Source organism: Streptococcus marmotae, from assembly GCF_001623565.1.
Lineage (GTDB): Bacteria > Bacillota > Bacilli > Lactobacillales > Streptococcaceae > Streptococcus > Streptococcus marmotae.
Map to the genome: position 1 here is coordinate 2,061,923 of NZ_CP015196.1, position 20,403 is coordinate 2,082,325.

Here is a 20,403-nt window from a genome sequence, read left to right on the forward strand (position 1 = left end):
TCATTTTAATAAATTCTAGAAATTAAAACTATAGCAATTTAAAAGGGGGAATTGCAAAAAAAAATAAATGTTTCAACTTTTGAAACATTTATAATCTCATTACAGACTTTTTAGCCCCACCGACCTTTTTCTTCTAATGGTAGGGAAAAGCGTTTTTGGAGCCAAATATCAGCCGCGGTAATCCATTCAGCTGCGATAGGATTGAGGTCTGTTTTCGCTGTTGCAGTAGCTTGAGTAGCTAAGGCTAACCCATGATTCCCCTCCTCATAGATATGAATTTCAAATGGAACACCTGCATCAGCTAAAGCAGTAGCCATACGAGTGGAATGGCCTACTGGAACAAGCTTGTCACCTGCTGTTGCCCAAATAAAGGTTGGTGGAGTCGAATGACTTACTAATCTTGTGGCACTCACTTCTGCTAGCTCTTCATCACTCGGCTCTTCTTGTCCAAAAAAGGCAAGGTTAGACAATTTAAAAAGACTTTGTGCGATATCATCTTGATAGCGGACAGACTCTTTCATATAAAGGTAATCTGAAATCGGATAACCCGCAATAACGGCTGCTGGCTTGACCTTTGCAGCTTCAAAATCATCTATAATCACTGGTTTATCATAATGAACAGCATAATTCAGGACATTGTGACCTCCGGCTGAGAAGCCACAAAGCACTATTTTTTCAGCATCAACGAACCATTCATCGGCATGATCATAAATAATCGTCATGGCATGTGCTATATCACGAATTGCAGCAGGATATTGACACTCTTTCCGTGGTTCAAACGTTTCGCCTTGTAACAAACGCTCAAATCCATTTGGTGTATCAAAAAAGACATGGTAACGTAGAACAAAGGCATGATATCCCATCGCAGCAAATCGTAATGCTACAGGCTCCGCTTCTCTATCAGAGCAATTTAAATAAGCCCCGCCTGGACAAATTAAGACTGCTGGTCTTTTTTTACCAACCAACAATTCCTGTGATTCATCTAAAATATAAGTCGTTAACGATACATGTTCATTATTCGCGTCTAAAGGAATTTTTTGAATGAGCATCATTAGCCCTCCTTGTATATTCTTTATATACAGTATACTGCTAAGCCAAATGACTCACAAGAGGCATTTCGCTGTCAAAGACTATTCATTTCGTAGATAAATGCCCTAACATAAAGTCATTGCTTCTGAACTTGTTTTCTGTATTCGGCTGGAGACATACCGAGTATTTTTTTAAATATTTTATAAAAGTAAGATGGATTTTCATACCCCACTTTTAGCGAAATTTTTTCAATTGGAGCAGTTGTATAGCGTAGATATTCAGCAGCTACGTTCACTCGCTGAATATGCAGTAATTTAACAAAGGAATGCCCTGTATGCTTTCTTAAGTAGGTTGAGAGATAGTTAGGGTTAAAGCCAAAATGCTTTCCCATTTCCTCTAACGTCACGCTTGCATAGTGCTTTTCAATATATAGCAGTAACGATAGTAAAGTAGACTCTGTCTTGCGACTGCTTTGAACTGCTGAACTTTCTCTTGAGGACAGTCTGAGTAATTTGGCAAATAAGACTAGAAGCTCATACTGAATAATATGATTGGATTGATTGTCCAGTATATTATAGTATTCGTAGACGATATTTTCAATCGTATGCTGGACACCGTCTGTATCTTTGGTGTGAAAAATAGTGTACATCCCATTTTCAGTAGTCATTGATGAAGAGAAAAATAGTAAATCAGCTAAATAACTACTACTACCACTTCTGCGTAAGAAATCCAAATCACTATGGGAAAAAGCTGTTTGTTTTAAGGCAATATTAAATACAAGATTTTCTTTTCCAATACTCTTATTTTGATGAATCGTATTGGGACCAACGATAAAAATATCCCCTTCTTGTAAAATTATTTCTTCGTGTTCCACCAAAATAGTCATCCGTCCTTTTATCGGAATAATCATTTCGACATAGTTGTGATAATGATAGGGAATATAAGATTCTACTGGATTTACTGATATGGCGATTGGTTGTAAATTAATATCCAAAGAATCATCCAGATTATGAAAAAATTCATAAACTGCCTCCCCCTCAAAAAACTTAGCTGGAACAGGATGCAAGTTCTCTAGTATTTCTTCCCATTCTCTATGCTCCCGTTTCGATAGCAATAACTCTAAAATAAAATCATTCATCCGTATTTCCTCTCACTTTAATTATACACTATTTTTCCAATTTACAAAATCTACGAAATGAACACACACAATATTCTTTTCCGCTATTGTCCTTACTTTTTGAAATTGTTAAACTAAAATTAAAACGTATGAACAAAAAGGAGAATCACATGGTAGATTTAACACAAAAACCCTATTACTTGTCACACGAAAACATCTCATATATCAAAAATACTGTATCTTCCATGACAATAGAGGAGAAAATTGGGCAACTCTTCTTTGTTATTAGCCCTGATGAGCAACACGTTTCTTTAAAAGAATTTATTGATAAGTATAAACCAGGTGGTATGATGTTCCGACCTGGAAGAGCTACTCATATAAAAAAAACAAATTAAGAGTATTCAAACTTACAGTAAATTTCCTCTATTTATAGCAGCAAACCTAGAATCTGGCGGAAATGGAATTGTATCAGAAGGTACTTGGGTGGGGAATCCTCTGCAAATAGCTGCAACCAATGATGCTACAAACGCTTATCAATTGGGGAAAATTGCTGGCTCTGAAGCTGAACAAGTAGGATGCAACATGGCTTTTGCTCCTATTGTTGATATTGACTACAATTTCCGCAATCCCATTACCAATACTAGGACATTTGGCTCTAATCCTAATAGTGTTCTAACAATGTCCCAAGCTCAAATTAAAGGCTTTTCCGAACACAACATCATTCCAACGGCTAAACACTTCCCAGGTGATGGAGTAGATGAACGTGACCAACATCTCCTATCCAGTATCAACAGCCTTTCAGTTGATGAATGGAATCAATCTTACGGAACAATTTACCAATCCTTGATTGAAGAGGGGATTCCTGCTATTATGATTGGCCATATTTATCAACCTGCATGGGAAAAAAAATTATGTCCAGCCTTATCTGATAAGGAACTACTTCCTGCATCAGCATCCAAGTGGCTAATTAAGGGTTTATTAAGAGATAAACTAGGCTTCAACGGCCTAGCAATTACAGATGCAACAGCGATGGTCGGTTATAATGTCATCATGCCTCGTAATTCTTTAATTCCAACCACTATCAATGCTGGAATTGATATGATTTTATTTAACAAAAATATTGATGAAGATTATTCTATCATCAGGCAGGCTGTTGAAAATGGATTTATCTCAAAAGAGCGCTTAGACGAAGCTGTTACACGCATTCTAGCAACCAAAGCGAGTCAAGGTTTGCTATCAACTGACGGTCACTGTCACGATACAATTCCAGAAACACTTCACTTCAATTCAGCGGAGCATTTACAGACAGTTCAAACTATCGCTCGAAAATCTGTCACTTTAGTCAAAGACCGTGATCAACTTTTACCACTCTCACCAGAAAAAACACCACGAATTCGGTTAGTAGTGCTTGGAGATACTGATGACGGTGGATTTAAAGAAGGCGGTAAAGTTACCCCTCTTTTCGAAGAAGGGTTGAAGCAATTAGGATTTTACGTCAAGCTATATCAAATGGACTTTCATGAGATGTTTGAAGAGGGAATAGCTGATTTGAAGGAAAAATTTGATTTGGCTTTTTATGTCGCAAATATAGAAACAGCCAGCAATCAGACAACGACACGTTTAAACTGGATTCAGCTGATGGCTGCTAACGCTCCTTGGTTTGCACCATCTATACCGACCGTATTTGTATCAACAGCCAATCCATATCATCTATTTGATATTCCATACATATCGACGTTTATCAATGCCTACACAGGCAATCCTGCAACTGTTGAATCTGTTTTAAGAAAATTGGTCGGTCAAGAAGCATTTGAAGGAATTAGCCCTGTTAATCCATTCTGTGGCGATTTTGTTGCTAAAAGATAGTATAAAAAGAGGAAATAAAATGAACATTACAGACATATTGATTAATCATTTAGTTGAGCCTTTGGGCTATGACATGTCCCATTTACATATTACATTCAAAATTGAGGCCTCTCACTTCCAAAGTATTGAAAAAAAGGTTCGTATTTCCAGTCCTAACGGCCTTTGTTACGAAACAGATTTCCTACCCTATGACAATAATTTTTTCGATGTCGACACTGAGTTATTGCCTCGTACACGTTATGATGTAGAAGTACTCATTCGTACAATAAATGAGACTATTTCTGCTTCTACATTCTTTGAAACAGGAAAGCGGCACGAACCATTTACTGCGGATTGGATTGCCCATCCAAATAAAAATCTCCAAAATACGGTATTTAGAAAGCAGATTGACTTAAAAGATGCAGTAATATCTGCTCGCTTATACATGACTGGTCTTGGAGTTTATGAGACCTATCTGGATGGCGAAAAAATTGGAAATGAGATGCTAGCTCCTGGATGCACAGATTATACAAAATGGATTCAAATTCAAACGTACGACGTCACCAGTCTCTTGCAAGCAGGCAAGACTGATTGGACTGTTTCTACCGGTGATGGCTGGTACAAGGGCATCATGGGATTTGATGGAGGTAAAGATCAACACTATGGCGATCATCACCGTATTATTGCTGAACTTTACATTGACTACGCAAATGGACAGACTGAAGTGATTAAAACAGATAATAGCTGGAGCGCAACAGCTGGTCAAGTAACAAAATCAGCTATTTACTACGGAGAAGATTTAGATGACCGCATTTTATTAGATGATTGGGAAGTAGTGGAAATACTAGACGAATCAAAGGATGTACTGTGCGACCGTATGAGTCCGCCACTCGTTATTGATGAGCGCTTAGCTGTCCAAGAAATCATTCTCACACCTGCTGGAGAAACTGTTCTAGATTTTGGTCAGAATCATGCTGGTATTTTCGAATTTTATAATCGTTTACCAGAAGGGCACACAATTACTCTTGAAGCTGGAGAATGCTTGCTAGATGGAAACTTCTACAGAGATAATCTTCGTTATGCTAGGGCTACTTTCTCCTACACATCAAATGGAAAAGAAGGCTGGGTGAGACCTCATTTTACCTATTTTGGCTATCGGTACGTTCGGGTAAGTGGACATACTAGCCCCATCAATCCAGAAGATTTTAAAGCTGCTGTCGTCTTTTCTCAGATGGAGTTTACAGGAGATATCCAGACGAATCATTCATCAGTTAACCGCCTATTCCAAAATGTCAAATGGGGACAAAAATCTAATTTCTTTGATGTTCCAACAGATTGCCCTCAACGGGATGAGCGTCTCGGATGGACTGGAGATGCAAATGTATTTTCAACCACTGCTGCTTTGAATGCCAATGTCTATCCGTTTTTCCGTAAATTCGCGAAGGATATGGCTGTCGAGCAGGCCATGCTAGATGGCATGACACCTATGTACGCTCCTTCTTTTGGAAATCACGAAGGAGGGGCGGCAGTTTGGGGTGACGCTACAACTGTTGTCCCTTGGAATATGTACCAAATTTACGGAGATGATACAATTTTACGCCAACATTACCCATCCATGAAAGCTTGGGTTGATTGGATTAGTCGTTCAACTAAGACCGAAAATCTCTGGACCGGTGGATTCCAATTTGGAGATTGGATTGCTCTTGATGGTGAAAATCCTGCTTTACCAACCGGAAAAACAGATGAAAACTTCATCGCATCTGTCTACTACTACTATTCTAGCCAAATTGTCGCAAAAACAGCTAGCTTACTTGGATACGAAGACGAAGCTAGTATCTATCGGATATTAGCAAGCAATATAAAAACAGCCATTCGCAACGAATTTATTACATCTACCGGTCGACTAGCTATCGATACTCAAACAGCTTATGCTCTTGCCCTATACTTTGAGCTTATTCCTAAAGCGCAAATCCCTCGTGTTCTTAACGATTTAGTTACACGTCTTGGAAAAGATGAAGACCATCTGAAGACAGGTTTTGTGGGAACGCCATTCATCTGCCAAGTCCTATCTAAATATGGCGAGCATAAATTAGCAACTAAAATTTTCCTCCATGAAGATTATCCAAGCTGGCTTTATGCTATCAATAAAGGGGCAACTACTATATGGGAACGTTGGAATTCTATTCAAGAAGATGATACTATGCACCCTGACGGGATGAACTCGCTTAACCACTATTCCATCGGGGCAATTATGGAATGGGCTTACTGTTATATTTTGGGATTAGGTGAACATACACCTGGTTATCAACGAGTGACCTTGTCACCTAAATTTGATTACCGCTTGAAAAATGTTAAAGGATATTTCACTTCTAGCTATGGCAAATTATCCGTTGCGTATCAAATTGAATCCGATGTAGAGCATCGCATTCAACTTCAGATTTCTGTGCCATTTGGACAAACAGTCGAGCTACAATTACCACGTTCTGAGTCTGTCTCCATTTCTATCAATGAAATGATTATTGAAGATGGTACTATTGAGTTAACCTGTGGTCAATATACCATATCCTATATTCCTAACCAAGATTATATCGAACGCTACTCTGCCCACACATCTGTCCGTGATATCATGTTAGATACTGAATTAGTAGACAAAATTGAGCAGATAGCAGATGTATTACAGTTCTTCAAAGAAAATCCAGATGCATTAAATGGTGGACTTGGAACAATGTCTATCACAAAACTAAACACTATTTTACCATTCATCAACATTGAACCAGAGGCGCTCAGGAAAGTGAATAACCTTCTTGAAAGCACTCCACTGCTTAGCCAAAGGTAAGAGAAAGGACTAAACTATGAAAGGTGTATTATTTGATTTAGATGGTGTCATTGCAGATACAGCAAGCTATCATTTTACAGCTTGGCGCAATCTCATTTCTCAGCATTTTCAAGCAGAATTACCAGATGAATTAGAAGAAAAAACCAGAGGAGTCAGTCGTGAAGACTCCCTCAAAGTTATATTAAGCTATTTAGGTAAGAATGTTTCAGTAGATGAATTCCATGCATTGTCTGTCGAGAAAAATAGCGCTTATGTAGCAGCACTTGAACACCTCTCCCCAGTCATATTTTACCTGGTATTGCATCCTTAATTGCAGAATTAAAAAAGCAAAACATTCAAATATGTCTTGCTTCTGCTAGTAAAAACGGGCCACTTATTCTAGAAAAATTGGGTCTTTCAAATGTTTTTGATGCGGTTGTTAATCCTGAGGAAATTGCTGCTGGAAAACCTAAGCCAGACATTTTTATCGCTGCTGCTCGCAAACTTCATTTAGCTCCTGAAGATTGCGTTGGTATAGAAGATTCTGTAGCTGGAGTCTCTGCTATCAATGCTGCAGGCAGTATTTCCATTGGAATTGGAGGGGCAGAATTAAGTCATGCTCATCAGCGATTCGAGAATAGTTCAGATATCACTTACGCTACTATCAAAAAAATATGGGAAGCTCATCAGTCTCAACACTGAAAGGAGAAGTATTCTATGACTGTACACTATAAAAATCCTATTGTTACAGGTATGCATCCTGACCCGAGCATCGTCTTAGTAGAAGGAAGCTACTATCTTGTTAACAGTACTTTTGAATATTATCCAGGTATCAGCTTATCAAGAAGTACCGACCTCGTCAATTGGGAAAAAATGGACAGTATCCTGACAAAGCATTCTCAAGCTAATTTACGTAAGGCAAAATCAAATGAAGGAATTTTTGCTGTTTGTATTCGTTATCACAAAGGCCATTTTTATATAGTAACAACAAACTTTGCAGAATGGAAAAATTTTATTATTCGAGGTAAATTAAGTCCTGATAAAGAACAGATTATTTGGGAAGAAAAACGAATCGAAATAGATATCATGGGAATAGATCCAGATCTCTATTTTGAAGATCAGCGAACTTATGTTCAGTTTACAGGTTATATTGATGATGAAGGAACTAAAGCTATTCAACAAGTAGAAATCGATTTGATATCAGGAAAGATTCTTCGAGGACCAGAAGTCTTAAGTTTTGGAACCGGCGGGCGTGATGTGGAAGGTCCTCATATTATAAAAAAAGAAAATCACTACTATTTACTTGCCGCTGAAGGTGGGACTGGCATTGGACACATGATTACTATGTTTCGTAGTCCACATCTTTGGGGACCATATGAAAGTGCTCCGCAAAATCCCCTCTTTACCAATCGTGATCGAGCAAATCAACTATTACAAAATATTGGACATGCCGATCTTTTCCAAGATAAAAGTGGAAATTGGTGGCTCACTTGCCTAGGAACTCGTCCGACTAGCTTAGATTTTATCCAGTTTACCAATACCGGACGTGAGACCTTACTCTATCCAGTGAATTGGGATACTGAGTGGCCTCAAATTTATCACGGAATACCAACTGTAGAGGTAGATTTAACTGACTTTCCGCATCACGCCAAGGAGATTGGACAGCAGACAGAAAAGATCTTAGAAGATTCTTTCATCTCTTCTCATCTTCATCCAGAATGGATTAGTTTACGTGATTCGCTAAGAGAACGTCTGACAGTTGGAGATGGGTTGCTTTGCTTATCTGGTTCAACTTCTACTTTGACCGATTTAGCAACTCCCTCTTTTCTTGGTTTACGGCAGACAGATCAGGAGGAAACTTTCCAAATCAAGCTAGATATAGAGCATACATCCATCAAAGATGGTGCAATAGGCATTGCTACCCTCATTAATTCAGATCACTATGCTTGTCTCCTTATTCGAAAAAATGAAATTGCTGGGTATGACTTTATCAAACAAATTCGCATTCTAGACATAGAGGTGACAGAAAAGCTCGGAACCCTACCGTATCTTCCACAAATGCTAAGCATTGAACACGGAAAAAAAGAAAAAATATTCCGTGCTATTTCAAATAAAAAGGAAAATATCGTCTTTTCCTGTCATTCTCTCCATTTCTCCAACGAAGCTATTGCAGCTTTGAATACAGGAAATATCTCAGGAATCTATGTTTTAGATGATGCTTGTTTAGCCATTACTCAGGCGAAGCGCTTTTCCTCACATACCTTATGCTAGTACCGAACTTGATCATATCGAGTTAGATATATCTCTACTTTAATAATCAGATAAAAGTCACCATTTGTCAAGTCAAGTGTAGCAGCTCATTCATATTGCTACTGTATCATTTCCTAAGAGTTTGGGCCAAACCAGGATGAGCGCGGCGCGCTCACCCACAAAAGAATGCAATCTGGAAGATTACACGTATAAAAAGTCTAATAAGTTGTTTCACACCTACGGAGCAAAACGGACTGAAAGTCACAGAAAACAAAAATCCTACCAAAAAATTTGGTAGGATTTCTTGTAGGAAACCAAATTGATTTACCTGATTTTAAATCGCTATTGCGTTTTCAAAGACTGGTAAATCGGGCTTCCGCAATCTAATTAAGCTATGCTTCTTATTTAAGAGTTACGCTAGCTCCAGCTTCTTCCAATTTAGCTTTGATTTCTTCAGCTTCTGCAGTTGCAACGCCTTCTTTAACCAATGCAGGTGCTCCATCAACAAGTTCTTTAGCTTCTTTAAGACCAAGACCTGTGATTTCACGTACAACTTTGATAACGCCAACTTTTTTGTCACCAGCAGATGTCAATTCAACGTCGAATGAATCTTTAGCATCTGCAGTATCAGCAGCACCAGCCGCAGCAACAGCTACAGGAGCAGCTGCAGTTACACCAAATTCTTCTTCGATCGCTTTTACAAGATCGTTAAGCTCAAGGATTGAAGCTTCTTTAATTTCAGCAATAATGTTTTCAATGTTCAATGCCATTGTTATTTCCTCCAAATAGTTTTGTTTTTATTAAATAATAGATGGTTGTAGCACTAGGCTACGCGTTGACGCATTAAGCAGCGTCTTCTTTGCTTTCTGCAACAGCTTTGACAGCGTATGCAACGTTGCGAACCGGTGCTTGAAGTACAGACAAGAGCATAGAAAGCATACCTTCTCTGTTTGGCAATGCTGCAAGAGCTTGGATTTCTTCTTTAGAAGAAACTTTACCTTCGATAGCACCACCTTTGATTTCAAGGGCTTCAGCTGTTTTAGCAAAGTCGTTCAAGATTTTTGCTGGTGCGATAACATCTTCATTTGAAAATGCAATGGCAGATGGTCCAACAAAAATTGATGCAAGTTCTTCAAGACCAGCTTTTTCAGCCGCACGACGTAAGATTGAGTTTTTGATAACCTTGTACTCAACTTCGCTTCCGCGTAAGTCACGACGAAGAACGGTATCTTGCTCAACTGTCAAACCACGTGCATCCACAACTACGATAGATGCTGCAGCTTTCATCTTCTCAGCAACTTGATCAACTAATTCTGCTTTTTTAGCGATAATAGCTTCACTCATTAGTGTTTTACCTCCGTTATTATTTTGGGCTTGAGCTTGTTCCAATAAAAAAACGCGCCAAACCTAGACACGAAAGTACAAATACGTTTTCTATCCGTTTTGTGCCTCGGTAGGATATTTATGAGTCCAGCCCCCCTACTGTCTTAGGTCAGTTTTTTCAAACCTTATTCATAGTATCATACTTTTAAATCATTTGCAAGAGTTTTTGCTCAAATAATAAGAAAAAATGTAGAGTAGCACTACATTTTTGGCTCTATAATATCTGTAGTGGGTACGCCCGCCACAGAGATTATGGAGCCTTTTTCAGTGTAGAAAAAAAGTTCCATATGACCTATAATGAAAAGCGACAAAACTATCATTTAGAAAGACTCATATGGAACAACTAAATCTTATCACAAATTTTCTCAAAATGAAAGACAAAAATATCACTATCACTAATGAATGCGACATGGGAACACACTTAGAACTCCACGGTCACTTGGATTACACAGCCCCTAAATGCCCTTCCTGCAAGGGACAAATGGCTAAGTACGACTTCCAGAAAGCCTCTAAAATCCCCTACTTAGAAACTGCTGGCTACCCGCTACTTATCCGCCTTCGAAAGCGTCGTTTCAAGTGCAAAGACTGTGGGAAAATAGCGGTCGCTGAAACTCCTATTGTTAAGAAGAACCATCAAATCTCTGTCGCTGTCAACCAGAAAATCGCACAATTACTCATCGAAAAGCAAGCAATGACACATATCGCACACAGACTCTCCATTTCTACATCTACAGTTATTCGAAAACTCAATGAGTTTAAATTTGAAACGGATTGGGATAAGCTTCCAGAAGTCATGTCCTGGGATGAGTATGCCTTCAAGAAAGGGAAAATGAGCTTTATCGCTCAAGATTTTGACACAAATAACATCATCGCTATCCTTGATGGAAGAACGCAAGCAACCATCCGAAATCACTTTCTGAGATACCCTAGAAAGGTCAGAAACCGCGTTAAAATCATCACTATGGACATGTTTAGCCCTTACTATAAATTGGCTAAACCCTTCGCCCTCCAATTTCTAAGCTCAGGCTGAAACAGTCTATTCCCAGACTGTTTCACTCCCACATGCCAAAATCGTGCTGGATCGCTTCCACGTTGTGCAACATCTCAGCCGTGCTATGAACCGTGTCCGTACCCAAATCATGAATGCTTTTGACCGCAAATCGCATGAATACAAGACGCTCAAACGCTACTGGAAACTGGTACAACAAGATAGCCGTAAACTCAGTGACAAGCGGTTTTATCGCCCTACTTTTCGCATGCATTTGACCAATAAGGAAATCTTAGACAAGCTCCTATCCTACTCAGATGAGTTACGACAACATTATGAACTCTATCAACTTCTTTTATTCCATTTCCAAGAGAAAAACTCAGATCATTTCTTTGACCTAATTGAGCAAGAAATAGCCACTGTTAACCCTATTTTCCAGACGGTATTTAAGACGTTTCTAAAGGATAAGGACAAGGTTTTAAACGCCTTGGAATTGCCTTATTCCAACGCTAAATTGGAAGCTACCAATAATCTTATCAAAGTCATCAAGCGTAATGCCTTTGGATTTCGGAACTTTGAAAACTTCAAAAAGCGGATTTTGATTGCCATCAATATCAAAAAAGAGAAGACCAACTTGGTCCTCTCTAGATGTTAGCTGACATCTACCCACTACAGTTGACAAAGAGCCACATTTTTCTAAATTTCATTCAAAATGCTCTCCCAAGCCTGGTCAAATCCATGTCTTGTTTCTGACGAAAAGACGACAAATTGGTCATTTTTGTCAAAATCTAGTTTTTTCTTAATCATGGATTCGTGCTTATTCCATTTGCCACGGGGAATTTTATCTGCCTTTGTTGCGACGACAATAACAGGAATTTCATAATACTTTAAGAATTCGTACATTTGGACATCATCTGCTGATGGTTCATGGCGCATATCGACCAAACTGACTACCGCTCTTAAGTTATCACGATTCGTTAGGTATTCTTCAATCATTTTTCCCCATTTGGCACGCTCAGTCTTTGAAACTTTCGCATAACCATAACCTGGTACATCGACAAAACGAATCTTGTCATCGATGTTATAAAAGTTTAACTGCTGTGTTTTCCCTGGTTTACTAGACGTACGTGCCAAATTTTTACGGCCAAGTAGGGTGTTAATAAAAGAAGACTTTCCAACATTTGACCGTCCCGCTAGGGCAATTTCTGGCATATCGTCTTGAGGATACTGGGCCTTAGAAACCGCACTTAAAAGGATTTCTGCATTGTTTGTATTGATTTCCATCTACTTGCTTATGCCCTTTCTAGGATTGGCTCTGCCTTACCATCAACGGCATCTTTCGTAATCCGTACGCGCTTAACTTCGTCTTGACTCGGTATTTCAAACATCACATCTAGCATGGTTTCTTCAATAATAGAGCGTAAACCGCGAGCGCCTGTCTTTCGCTCAATCGCTTTATTTGCAATTTCTTCGAGCGCCTCCTTGTCAAATTCCAATTCAACACCATCGTAAGATAACAAGGTTTGGTATTGCTTCACAAGGGCATTTTTAGGCTCTGTTAAAATGCGAATCAAATCATCAATCGTCAACTGATCTAGGGCTGCAAAAACAGGTAAGCGACCAATTAACTCTGGAATAATCCCAAATTTTTGAATATCATCAGCGATGATGTGCTGCATATAGGATTCTTTTTCATCAATGGCACGGTTATTGTGACCAAAACCAATAATTTTTTCCCCCATACGTTGCTTGACAATTTCTTCAATACCATCAAAGGCCCCCCAACGATAAAGAGAATATTTTTGGTATCTAATTGAATCATTTCCTGTTGTGGATGCTTGCGACCACCCTGTGGTGGTACACTTGCAACAGTTCCTTCTATAATTTTCAGAAGGGCCTGCTGAACACCTTCACCAGAAACATCACGGGTAATCGAGACATTCTCACCTTTTTTAGCAATCTTATCAATTTCATCAACATAGATAATACCGCGTTCTGCACGGTCAATATTAAAATCTGCTGCCTGTAAGAGTTTTAGGAGAATATTTTCAACATCTTCTCCTACATAGCCTGCTTCTGTCAAGGCTGTTGCATCGGCAATGGCAAATGGGACATTCAAACTCTTCGCTAAGGTTTGAGCAAGAAAAGTCTTACCAGATCCGGTTGGCCCAATCATGAGGATATTTGATTTTTGCAAATCAACATCATCCTCCTCACGGCTATCTTGAAAATTAATCCGTTTGTAGTGATTATATACGGCTACGGCCAAAGCACGTTTGGCACGGTCTTGTCCGATAACGTAATGGTTCAAAATAGTGAGTAATTCTTGTGGTTTTGGCGTATCCGCTAAATCAGTCAAGACTTCTTCTGCTAATTCTTCACGGATAATTTCCTGGGCTAATTCCACACATTCATTACAGATAAAGACATTGTTTCCTGCAATAATTTTTTTAACTTCTTCTTGATTTTTTCCACAAAATGAGCAGTAGATAAGCTCTGATGGGTGGTGGTGTACTGTCATTCTAATCTCGTTCCTATCACTCTTTAAAATAATACGCCATATACGGCATGAATACTATTTACTAAATTGGTTACTGCATTTAAGAGAAAAAGAAGGGCTAGTCCGTAGCGCTTTTTCTGAAAAGCCTGAATCGAACAGAGCACACATATGCCGCATAAAACTGCAGTAAATAGACCAAATAAACTTTTCTGCATGAATTAGTTCTCTCTTCTTTCAAATATTCTCACGGTAAAGTCAACAGGATTTTCCGCATCACGCTCATACTCGTTCATGCTTGTCTCTTTAAAAACGCTCCAATCAAATACCTTCGGAAAATATGTATCGCCTTCAAATCGACTATGAATATCTGTTCTGACAATTTCGTCTAAATGAGATTCAAAAGCCGAAAATAGTTGGCCTCCGCCAATCACATAAAGATTCTTGTCCTGTTGATTGTACCAGTCTAGTACATCTGAAACATGGTGCATCACAAGAGCACGGTCATCAGCCACTTGATAATCTGAATCATGTGTCAGAATGATTGAAATACGATTTGGAAGGACGCGTTTGTTCATTCCTTCAAAGGTCACACGTCCCATAACCATCGCATGGCCTGTGGTTGTCTGTTTAAAATGTTCCAAATCAGCTGGTAAAGACCAGGGAAGACTGCCTTCTTTACCAATTACACCTTGCTCATCTTGCGCCCAAATGGCAACAATTTTCTTCGTCATAGTTCCACCTTTATTTTATTCATCTTATTTTATCAAAAAAGGAAGAAAAAGGCACTTGTAAACTACGAGGTTACTGATAAAGTCAAAGCGATAGAAAATATAACGAATAATCTAATATAAAATTTAGAATAAAAAGATAAAAACCGAACAATTGGTGCTTAGTCTCTTTTTGGAAAGTACCATTATTCGGATTTAAATACATTACTTTTTTATCAAAAAACTTTTTCAGTTAGCTTGTAAACTACGAGTGTCTTTTCATTTTTTCCACTTGCCCTCATAAAGAATAAAACAATTTCCCTCTTTCTCTCTCGTCGCCCAATAAATAATCAGCACTAAGCTCGGAAAAATAAAGCCCAAACGAATTGATAAATAATGCAAGACAAGGTCAAGTAGCACTGTTATAGGAAACAAAACAGCTAATTCTTTAGTAGAAGGGCCTTTAAATAGGTTCATGAAGCGATAAGCCCCGCTGAGGAAAAGAATAAGACTAAGAATGAAGAAACTGATAAAAATGGGAAGGATAATAAATGGATATTTCGTCAGAAAAAAGAACACATTAAAATAATCATCGGGATTATTTGTTAGGATGAAAAGAGACCACAAGGCATAGGTAGAAATAAGAAGGTAGATAAGTGCAAATCCCCCTCCAACCCTTGCTAGAATTCTTCGCGTCTGGTCTGTTCTTCCTGCATAATAGCCCAAATACCAGCCCAAGCCCCAATACGGGATAAATACTCGCAAAGGATCTTTTAAACCAAGTGTTTTGCCACCAACATATAGTAGATAAGCAAGTAAGATGAAAAAAGACAGTTTGCTCATAGCTGGCTCCTTCAGGTGTTAAATCGCTAAATCAAACTTGAGCTGTGGTTTGACTGGATGATAATCAACTAATTCAAAATCTTCCGGTTTGATATCGTAAAAATTCGTTCCATCTGGCACATTCAAGACTAAGCGTGGCTGACAATCACTCGGCTCCCTATTGAGCAACTCCTTGGCCTGTTCAAATTGATTATCGTAGATGTGCAAATTATTGATGAAATAGAAGAATTTCCCAACTTTCCAACCGAAATGCTTAGCAATCATCATCTGGAGGGCCACATACTGCATGGCATTGATGTGGTGGGCTACTAACATATCATTACTCCTTTGAGTCAGAGTGGCATCCAGATAGATGTCTCCGTCAACTCGTCTGACATCAAACATGGTCTGAAAGGCACAAGGCAAGAGACCGTCTGTCTCCTCAAAGGCTTCATAGTCCCAAAGCGAGATAATATTGCGACGATTCCAGGGATTATCCGCTAACTGTTTGAGAATTTTATCAATAATCTGGTGTTTTTTGACAACAGCACCATACCGCTCACCAATCGTTCTTGTTGTTCCAACTTCCCAATCGTTCCAGTAGCTCACACCGTATTTGTCATTCAAAACCGAAAGGCTGTTGGTCTGATCTTGGTAAATCCAGCAAACTTCTTTAATAGCCGACTTAATCGGAATGGGACGTAAGGTGGTAATGGGAAATTCCCCCTTTGCCAAATCGTATTCCGCAAAGGAGCCGGTAATATATTTGGAATTTGCTACATTTCCATCTTTATAACGTGGACGAGCATTCTCTGAAAAGACGCCCTCATCGAGTATTTTTTGAATGTTTTCTTTGAAAATTTGATCTGCTTTTGTCATGTTTCTAGTATATCACTTCTCTACTATTTTGTCTTTTTTCTAGTGTCTTAAAAGACTAGAAAAGAAAAGTAGCTAGTACGTTCCTCCTCTAAATGAGACAAAAGAAAGACACTCCTGTTGATTTCTAGTAAACTAGAATCAAGGAGTGCTCCGGCTTCTTATTTAAAATACTTGCAAGACGTTTATTCTAAAAGAATGTATTGCAAGAGGCAAAAATAACGATTTGACATATTCACCTTATCAGGACTTAACATTTCTCATAGAGCTGTATATTCATTCAAAATAAATAACCAGGATTTGAAATCTGGGACACTGACCACTCTTTCTCCTGCATATGGAGAAAGCGGAAGACAAACACCTGCATTCATCAATTCTTCACCTGTAAAAACATCATCGTATCCCTTTATTTGATAATATTTGTGACGATCTAATCCCTTAAATATAAGATGGGCAGGTGCTGGATTCGCTTCACTCAGTATCTGATAACGAGCCAATATCGAGCAAGTTTTATCTTGTGATACCACCTGCCAACTAACGATATTTTGAGTAAACGGACTCAAAATCCGATAGAATGTTCCATATTGAAATAAATGACGGTAGGTTTTATAAAAAGTAATTCCTTCTTTTATCTGTTCATATGCTTCTTTATCTAATTGAGTGAGGTCAAATTCATATCCTAATACAGAAAAGTATGACACGTGTTCTCTATAAGTGAGCGTCGTCACCCGACCTGTTTGGTGATTAGGAGAAGCCGATACATGGCCTGTCATCATTGATAAGGGGTAACCGTATGACGTCCCATATTGAATTTTCAGACGTTCTATTGGATCAGTATTATCACTTGTCCATGCTTGCGGTGCATAATACATCATCCCCAAATCAAAACGTCCGCCACCAGAAGCACAGGATTCAAACAGAATGTTTGGAAATGCTTTTATCAATCTATCATACAGTTCATATACACCTAAAATGTATCGATGGGCAAATTCTTGTTGTCTATTGTTTTCTAAAGCTAAACTGTACAAATCTGTAATATGCCTATTCATATCCCATTTAATGTAATCCAAACCTGTTTCTTTAATCATTTTTTTCATTTGAGAAAACAGATTGTCTACGACCTCTTTACGGCTAAAATCTAAGACAAATTGTTGTCGACCTAAGCATGGCTGACGATTCGGCGCTGCAATTCTCCAATCGGGATGACTGCGGTACAGATCGCTATCTTCTGAGATCATCTCTGGTTCAAACCAAAGACCAAACTTTAATCCAATCGAATGGACATAATTTGCAATATGAGCGATTCCTTCTGGAAACTTCGTCTGGTCATCAACCCAGTCTCCTAAAGAAGTCTGATCATTATCCCGATGACCGTACCAGCCATCATCGATAACAACCAACTCTATTCCCAAATCCTTAGCCTTATCCGCTAAATCCTTAATTTTTTTGGTCGAAATATCAAAGTAAGTTGCTTCCCAACTATTAATTAATAGCGGCCTATCTTTCTTGCTAAACACAGGATTTATCAAATGCTCATGATAAAAATTAGCCAATAGTTGACTCAGGCTATTAAAACCATTTGAGGTATAACATTGTAAAGCTTCTGGAGTTTGAAAAGTTTCACCAGGTAACAAGGTCCAAGAAAAATCAAATGGATTCATGCCGACCAAAACACGCGCACAACCAAAATGATCTACCTCAATTTGTTCAAGGTGATTCCCTGAGTAAATCAGATTAAAACCATAAACTGCACCTGAATCCTCAGTTGTTTCTTTACTAGCCAACATAATAAAAGGATTTTGCTGCGGGCTAGAACTGACTCTTAAACTATCTACGCTTTGCAGTCCGTATCGTAATGGCGTTCTTTGAACATAGCGTTCTCTCAACCAGGCACCAGAAAAATGTATGAAATCATAATCACTAGCTCGCAAATCCACTTGTAAACTCATGGTTCGTAATAGCTTCATTTTCTGTTGACTATCATTTTTAAATTGAACACTGCGAGCAATCACATCTTGATTTTTAAAAATAGTATACGATAAATAAACTGTCAATCCAATCGTTGGATCCACCATTTTGATTACTAAAGTAATTGCAAATTCGTCACTTGCAAAAGTTGCTGGAAGACCTTCTAAACGGCTCTTTCCAGGAAGCAACTGATAGGAATCGAAGATTAAATCACTAATTCGGCTTCCATTTTCTAGTGCTATTTGATAAGCTGGTTGCCTAAAGTCTCCTCTACCGTAAGAACTATATTCAAATCTCATCAAATTAGGCTGAGAGCTCGTGTTTTCAACGTCAGTATATGGTTCAAAGCCACGCTCCTCTACTACAGTTAGGTAGGGGTAACTGTCTTTAATTGGTATTTTTTTTCCATAATAGACATGTCCTAAGCCGCCATTTTCCAAAACTCTAAAAATATAACTTGTATTCTTTGTTTGTAAATGAAAATATTGGCTGTCTGAAACTGAAACTTTCATTCTTTACTCCTTTACAAAGTCACTCACACTTTTCTCTACTAGGAAAATAAGTTCATACTTTGCTCATCCAATACACCCTTAATTCGTACAATAACCACTCATCTTCAGCATCTACATCATCATTTCCATAAGTCAAATTTCCATTTGGGACCATATCAGCCTTAACAGCTCTGTCAGATGTGCCCCTCCTGTTAATATATTCATCTTCTATAGTCGATGAAAATAGTATCTCTTTACCCTTTGACACCTGAAGCAACGATACTTTTTTTCAATTGTTTTGAAAAAAGAATAGATAGTAAAATAACTGGCATACTAGTTAATACAGCCAAGCCCATCATCGCATTTTGCTTTGTTGCCACATTGTTTGAAATATTAAACAAAGCAACGTTCAATGTCCATAATTTCTGATCCTCTGTCACCAACCAAGCCCAGAAAAAGTCGTTCCAGTTTCCAATAAATGTCTGAAGAGCAATCAGAGAAATAATCGGTTTTGAAAGGGGCATGCAAATCTTACTATACAAAAACAAGCTACCTGCTCCATCCAACTCAGCTGCTTCGAAATAACTTCGAGGAATCTGATCAAAAAATCCCTTGTAAAGATAAATGTAGAATCCATAAGGATAAAGGAAAGGCAAAAGTAAAGCCCAATAATTATTGTAAGCCCCCATTTGCTTATACATCACTAGTTGCGGTAACATAATACTAGCAAATGGAACCATCATTGCTCCCAAGAAAAAGAGTAGAACAATTCGTCCAGCTCGCTTGGATAAGCGTTGGCTAATGATAAAGGCACAGATTGAGCATAAAAACACTTGAACAATAATTGCAAATCCAATCACAATGAAACTATTGAATATAAAGGTCATAAACCCAAATTTCTTAATCGTTGGGTGTTCCGAATACATGTAAGCCGGCATTTGGAAATAATAACGGAACGTTTCCAGATGAAGCCAAGCCTTCTCCTCATTTCCAACGCTTAGCACTGTCCCCACTGTTTGATATTTTTCATCCAATAGTTTTTTAACCTTGCTTTGGAACGTTGTCTTTAATGTAGTAGGAGCTTTTTTATTGACTCCCTTGAGGTTAAAGTTATAGCCGATTGACTGACTTGCACGAAGGTAACGATCTTTGTGGAGAACAACATCTTTTTTTATCGTCGTTCCCTTATAGACGCCATAATCTTTTTCCATCTGTAATTTCATTTGATGGGCTCGCGAATAATAGATGGTTTCCCCATCCTTAGTGCCATAAACATTGATTTCCATGATTGAGTCTTTGGGCAACTTATAGCTAATTCCCATCATCACAAGGACACTATCCCGAAGAATCTGATCTTTTAACTGCGCTTCATCTTTATTTTCTTTCGAATAATCCAACACAACAGAGACACTATTTGCTGTGTCAGGAAGTAATTTCGGCGGAACATCATATATTTTAGCGTTGTCTTTCATTGCGCTAGAAATGGCAAATAACATGGGATACAACATTAAAGCCGCAAACACAAGTGAAAAAATCGTTGCTGTCCATTTTAAATAACGCTCAGACTTGCTAAGAGGGATTCCTTTGTTTGCTTTCTTTCTAAATAGCATAT

The 20,403-nt window shown here is 38.4% G+C and carries 14 protein-coding genes, 3 pseudogenes and 1 other annotated feature; of the genes and pseudogenes, 6 read left to right on the forward strand and 11 right to left on the reverse strand.

Annotated features, from left to right (window positions below):
* Positions 1-110 precede the first annotated feature (110 nt).
* Both A4H00_RS10050 and A4H00_RS10055 read right to left on the reverse strand, forming a co-directional pair.
* Complete coding sequence (locus A4H00_RS10050) at positions 111-1,052, reverse strand: alpha/beta hydrolase (RefSeq protein WP_099092174.1); 942 nt, start codon at positions 1,050-1,052, stop codon at positions 111-113.
* A gap of 113 nt (positions 1,053-1,165) precedes the next feature.
* Positions 1,166-2,167, reverse strand: a complete 1,002-nt coding sequence (locus tag A4H00_RS10055) for an AraC family transcriptional regulator (RefSeq protein WP_067090568.1) — start codon at positions 2,165-2,167, stop codon at positions 1,166-1,168.
* Positions 2,168-2,316: 149 nt separating this feature from the next.
* Here A4H00_RS10055 and A4H00_RS10060 point away from each other — a divergent pair.
* The 5 genes and pseudogenes from A4H00_RS10060 to A4H00_RS10075 all read left to right on the forward strand — a co-directional run bounded on the left by A4H00_RS10060 (position 2,317) and on the right by A4H00_RS10075 (position 9,077).
* A pseudogene (locus tag A4H00_RS10060) lies at positions 2,317-4,012 on the forward strand (glycoside hydrolase family 3 protein).
* Between the two features lie 19 nt (positions 4,013-4,031).
* Positions 4,032-6,827, forward strand: coding sequence for an alpha-L-rhamnosidase (locus tag A4H00_RS10065; RefSeq protein ID WP_067090572.1), 2,796 nt, complete (start codon positions 4,032-4,034; stop codon positions 6,825-6,827).
* A gap of 16 nt (positions 6,828-6,843) precedes the next feature.
* Positions 6,844-7,137: an HAD hydrolase-like protein gene (locus A4H00_RS12360; RefSeq protein ID WP_335339455.1), complete on the forward strand. Its 294-nt coding sequence runs from the start codon at positions 6,844-6,846 to the stop codon at positions 7,135-7,137.
* Positions 7,138-7,166: 29 nt separating this feature from the next.
* Complete coding sequence (locus A4H00_RS12365; protein ID WP_335339463.1) at positions 7,167-7,508, forward strand: HAD-IA family hydrolase; 342 nt, start codon at positions 7,167-7,169, stop codon at positions 7,506-7,508.
* Between the two features lie 15 nt (positions 7,509-7,523).
* Entirely contained in the window at positions 7,524-9,077 is a 1,554-nt protein-coding gene (locus A4H00_RS10075) for a glycoside hydrolase family 43 protein (protein WP_067090576.1), read from the forward strand.
* Positions 9,078-9,457: 380 nt separating this feature from the next.
* Here the strand turns inward: A4H00_RS10075 and rplL are convergent, their stop codons facing one another.
* Positions 9,458-9,826 carry a 50S ribosomal protein L7/L12 gene (gene rplL, locus A4H00_RS10080; RefSeq protein ID WP_067090579.1) on the reverse strand — a complete coding sequence of 123 codons (369 nt, stop codon included), beginning with the start codon at positions 9,824-9,826 and terminating at the stop codon, positions 9,458-9,460.
* 73 nt (positions 9,827-9,899) lie between these two features.
* Positions 9,900-10,400, reverse strand: a complete 501-nt coding sequence (gene rplJ / locus A4H00_RS10085) for a 50S ribosomal protein L10 (RefSeq protein ID WP_067090582.1) — start codon at positions 10,398-10,400, stop codon at positions 9,900-9,902.
* 37 nt (positions 10,401-10,437) lie between these two features.
* Positions 10,438-10,566, reverse strand: a sequence feature (ribosomal protein L10 leader region).
* A gap of 207 nt (positions 10,567-10,773) precedes the next feature.
* Between rplJ and A4H00_RS10090 the strand changes: the two are divergent.
* Positions 10,774-12,082, forward strand: a pseudogene (locus A4H00_RS10090) (transposase).
* 41 nt (positions 12,083-12,123) lie between these two features.
* Here A4H00_RS10090 and yihA read toward each other — a convergent pair.
* From yihA to A4H00_RS10125, 7 genes and pseudogenes are all read right to left on the reverse strand, one after another.
* Positions 12,124-12,711: a ribosome biogenesis GTP-binding protein YihA/YsxC gene (gene yihA / locus A4H00_RS10095; protein WP_067090585.1), complete on the reverse strand. Its 588-nt coding sequence runs from the start codon at positions 12,709-12,711 to the stop codon at positions 12,124-12,126.
* A gap of 8 nt (positions 12,712-12,719) precedes the next feature.
* Positions 12,720-13,948 (reverse strand): annotated as a pseudogene (gene clpX / locus A4H00_RS10100) (ATP-dependent Clp protease ATP-binding subunit ClpX).
* Positions 13,949-14,145: 197 nt separating this feature from the next.
* Positions 14,146-14,658, reverse strand: a complete 513-nt coding sequence (locus A4H00_RS10105) for a dihydrofolate reductase (protein ID WP_067090589.1) — start codon at positions 14,656-14,658, stop codon at positions 14,146-14,148.
* A 255-nt stretch (positions 14,659-14,913) separates the two neighbouring features.
* Entirely contained in the window at positions 14,914-15,477 is a 564-nt protein-coding gene (locus tag A4H00_RS10110; protein ID WP_067090593.1) for a hypothetical protein, read from the reverse strand.
* Between the two features lie 18 nt (positions 15,478-15,495).
* A complete protein-coding gene (locus tag A4H00_RS10115) occupies positions 15,496-16,335 on the reverse strand; it encodes a thymidylate synthase (RefSeq protein ID WP_067090597.1) in 840 nt (279 codons plus the stop codon).
* 257 nt (positions 16,336-16,592) lie between these two features.
* Positions 16,593-18,812, reverse strand: coding sequence for an alpha-galactosidase (locus tag A4H00_RS10120; protein WP_067090602.1), 2,220 nt, complete (start codon positions 18,810-18,812; stop codon positions 16,593-16,595).
* A gap of 233 nt (positions 18,813-19,045) precedes the next feature.
* On the reverse strand, positions 19,046-20,401 hold the full coding sequence (locus A4H00_RS10125) for a carbohydrate ABC transporter permease (RefSeq protein ID WP_067090606.1): 1,356 nt from the start codon (positions 20,399-20,401) through the stop codon (positions 19,046-19,048).
* Positions 20,402-20,403: the final 2 nt, after the last annotated feature.

Coding starts and splice junctions, on each gene's coding strand:
- A4H00_RS10050 (WP_099092174.1), bottom strand. CDS start 1,052: ATGATGCTCATTCAAAAAATTCCTTTAGACGCGAATAATGAACATGTA.
- A4H00_RS10055 (WP_067090568.1), bottom strand. CDS start 2,167: ATGAATGATTTTATTTTAGAGTTATTGCTATCGAAACGGGAGCATAGA.
- A4H00_RS10065 (WP_067090572.1), top strand. CDS start 4,032: ATGAACATTACAGACATATTGATTAATCATTTAGTTGAGCCTTTGGGC.
- A4H00_RS12360 (WP_335339455.1), top strand. CDS start 6,844: ATGAAAGGTGTATTATTTGATTTAGATGGTGTCATTGCAGATACAGCA.
- A4H00_RS10075 (WP_067090576.1), top strand. CDS start 7,524: ATGACTGTACACTATAAAAATCCTATTGTTACAGGTATGCATCCTGAC.
- rplL (WP_067090579.1), bottom strand. CDS start 9,826: ATGGCATTGAACATTGAAAACATTATTGCTGAAATTAAAGAAGCTTCA.
- rplJ (WP_067090582.1), bottom strand. CDS start 10,400: ATGAGTGAAGCTATTATCGCTAAAAAAGCAGAATTAGTTGATCAAGTT.
- yihA (WP_067090585.1), bottom strand. CDS start 12,711: ATGGAAATCAATACAAACAATGCAGAAATCCTTTTAAGTGCGGTTTCT.
- A4H00_RS10105 (WP_067090589.1), bottom strand. CDS start 14,658: ATGACGAAGAAAATTGTTGCCATTTGGGCGCAAGATGAGCAAGGTGTA.
- A4H00_RS10110 (WP_067090593.1), bottom strand. CDS start 15,477: ATGAGCAAACTGTCTTTTTTCATCTTACTTGCTTATCTACTATATGTT.
- A4H00_RS10115 (WP_067090597.1), bottom strand. CDS start 16,335: ATGACAAAAGCAGATCAAATTTTCAAAGAAAACATTCAAAAAATACTC.
- A4H00_RS10120 (WP_067090602.1), bottom strand. CDS start 18,812: ATGAAAGTTTCAGTTTCAGACAGCCAATATTTTCATTTACAAACAAAG.
- A4H00_RS10125 (WP_067090606.1), bottom strand. CDS start 20,401: ATGCTATTTAGAAAGAAAGCAAACAAAGGAATCCCTCTTAGCAAGTCT.